General features: G+C 32.2%; 2 protein-coding genes and 1 pseudogene. All 3 read left to right on the forward strand.

Annotated elements, in window-relative coordinates; genetic code table 11:
- Positions 1–295: 295 nt before the first annotated feature.
- Positions 296–1,285 (forward strand): phosphatidylinositol-specific phospholipase C, encoded by a 990-nt coding sequence (locus AC1DJR_RS27035; RefSeq protein WP_477003949.1) that lies wholly within the window; start codon positions 296–298, stop codon positions 1,283–1,285.
- Between the two features lie 205 nt (positions 1,286–1,490).
- Positions 1,491–2,653: pseudogene (locus AC1DJR_RS27040) on the forward strand (glycoside hydrolase family 1 protein).
- 30 nt (positions 2,654–2,683) lie between these two features.
- A partial coding sequence (locus tag AC1DJR_RS27045; RefSeq protein WP_477003950.1) for a GntR family transcriptional regulator occupies positions 2,684–3,098 on the forward strand: 415 nt, incomplete at its 3' end.

The raw sequence follows: 3,098 nt of genomic DNA on the forward strand, positions 1-3,098 counted from the left end.
AAGTATATTAGCACGTATAGAATAAATAATCATTATAAGTTTTTTATTTATATCATGTAGGACCCAAATATGAAATATTGCATATGAAAGCCCATTGAAGTTCGAGTTGTTGCTTACTATAATTTATCTAGTGAAAAGGGATATTAAATTTTTTTAATGCATTGAGATGAGAATATGTGGATGTTTTTAAATTTTACTTCTATGCAATATTCCATATTTATGAAACATTATTTATTAAGTAGCTTATATTATATTCAATAAGTTTGATATAAAACAGAAAAAGAGAGGACTAAAAATGAGCAATAAGAAGTTTATTTTGAAATTATTCATATGTAGTACTATACTTAGCACATTTGTATTTACTTTCAATGATAAGCAAGCAGTTGCTGCTAGCGCTGGTAATGGGCTTGAAAACTGGTCAAAATGGATGCAACCTATACCCGATAACGTACCGTTAGCACGAATTTCAATTCCAGGAACACATGATAGTGGAACGTTCAAGTTGCAAAATCCGATAAAGCAAGTATGGGGAATGACGCAAGAATATAATTTTCGTTACCAAATGGATCACGGAGCTAGAATTTTTGATATTAGAGGGCGTTTAACAGATGATAATACGATAGTTCTTCATCATGGGCCATTATATCTTTATGTAACATTGCATGAATTTATAAATGAAGCGAAACAATTTTTAAAAGATAATCCAAGTGAAACGATTATTATGTCTTTAAAAAAAGAGTATGAGGATATGAAAGGGGCAGAAGATTCATTTAGTAGTACGTTTGAAAAAAAATATTTTCCTGATCCTATCTTTTTAAAAACAGAAGGGAATATAAGACTTGGAGATGCTCGAGGAAAAATTGTGCTACTAAAAAGATACAGTGGTAGTAATGAATCTGGAGGATATAATAATTTTTATTGGCCAGATAATGAGACGTTTACGACAACTGTAAATCAAAATGTAAATGTAACAGTACAAGATAAATATAAAGTGAGTTATGATGAGAAAGTAAAATCTATTAAAGATACGATAAATGAAACGATTAACAACAGTGAAGATTGTAATCATCTATATATTAATTTTACAAGCTTGTCTTCTGGTGGTACAGCATGGAATAGTCCATATTATTATGCGTCCTACATAAATCCTGAAATTGCAAACTATATGAAGCAAAAGAATCCTACGAGAGTGGGCTGGGTAATTCAAGATTATATAAATGAAAAATGGYCCCCAATACTTTATSAAGAAGTTATAAGAGCGAATAAGTCACTTGTAAAAGAGTAAAGATTGTCATAGTAAGAAGCGATGAAATACRTCGCTTCTTTTTTGTTTTCTAAAAATTAACATCAAATATAGCTTTACATATCGTACGTTCATGATAGAAAAAAATCGAAACTTAAGCTATAATTACTACATATAAAATTTGTACCTATAAATTTTATATGTAGTAATGAATTTGATTTRTTGTAATGAAACGGAGGTATATACTATGAAGTTTCCACATGATTTTTTATTCGGAGCTGCTTCAGCTTCTTATCAAGTAGAAGGTGCATGGAATGAGGATGGAAAAGGTGTTACGAATTGGGATGAGTTTTCAAAAATTCCTGGCAAAACATACGATGGAACAAATGGTGATGTAGCGGTTGATCATTATCATCGATATAAGGAAGATGTTCGTTTAATGGCTGAGATGGGATTGGAATCGTATCGTTTTTCGATTTCTTGGGCGAGAATATTGCCGACTGGAGATGGAGAGGTAAATGAAAAAGGAATTGAATTTTATAACAATTTAATTGATGAATGTTTAAAGTACGGGATTGTACCGTTTGCCACTTTATATCATTGGGATCTACCATTACCRTTAGAAAAAGATGGTGGGTGGACGAATAAACGAACAGCAGAGGCTTTTGTAAAGTATGCAGAAATTTGCTTTAAGGCATTTGGTGATAGAGTGAAACATTGGATTACTTTCAATGAAACAGTAATGTTTTGTGGATTAGGCTATTTAAAAGGTGCACATCCACCAGGAATACAAAATGATGTTCCAAAGTATTTTCAAGCGACTCATTATGTATTTTATGCGCATGCGAAAACAGTTGCGGTGTACAAGCAGCTGAAACAGTATGGGGAGATAGGGATTACACATGTTTTCTTACCTGCTTATAGTGTGGATGATCAAAAAAAAAATATACTAGCAGCAAATCATGCGAATGAATATGAAACGCATTGGTACTACGATCCAGTTTTAAAAGGTGAGTATCCGTCTTATGTTGATGGGGATGGGAAATATCTCCCGAAGGTTTCTTAGATGGATTGCATATGTTGAAAGCACGTTACGGCGACATAAAGATGTATGTAACGGAAAATGGACTTGGTGATGAAGATCCAATCATTGACGGAGAAATTGTAGATGTTCCGAGAATTAAATTTATTGAAGAGCATTTAAAAGTAATGAAGCGTGCAATTCAAGAGGGAATTAATTTAAAAGGTTATTATGCATGGTCAGTTATTGATTTGTTAAGTTGGTTAAATGGATATAAAAAGCAATATGGCTTTATTTTTGTCGATCATAATGATAACTTAAAACGTAAGAAGAAACTTTCGTTTCATTGGTATAAACATGTGATCGAAACGAGAGGAGAAGAGTTATAACAGATAAAAGAGTATTTTAGGAGAAAGTGTATGAGTGCAAAGTATAAACAAATTGCAGATGTGTTAGAGCAAAACATTCGAGATGGGCTTTTTAATGAAACGAAAAAATTACCTACAGAAGAAGCGTTGATGAATCGATTTGAAGTAAGCCGTAATACGATACGTAAAGTAATTAGTCAACTTGTGAATAGAGGTTATATTTTTCAAGTGCAAGGTAGTGGTATGTTTTTACGTGAAACTTCTGTAACAGATTACATTAATTTAGGAAGTTTACGTGGATTAACGAAAAATCTCGTTTCACAAAATATTGAAACGAAAGTGCTAGAGATTGAAGTAATAGAGGCAAATGAAGAGATAGTAGAACGGATGCAATGTGAGATTGGAACTAGACTATATTTTTTGAAGCGTTTAAGAATTGTAGACGGTAAACCATTCTCTATTGAAG

The sequence above is a fragment of the Bacillus sp. 05T31 genome (assembly GCF_056396725.1).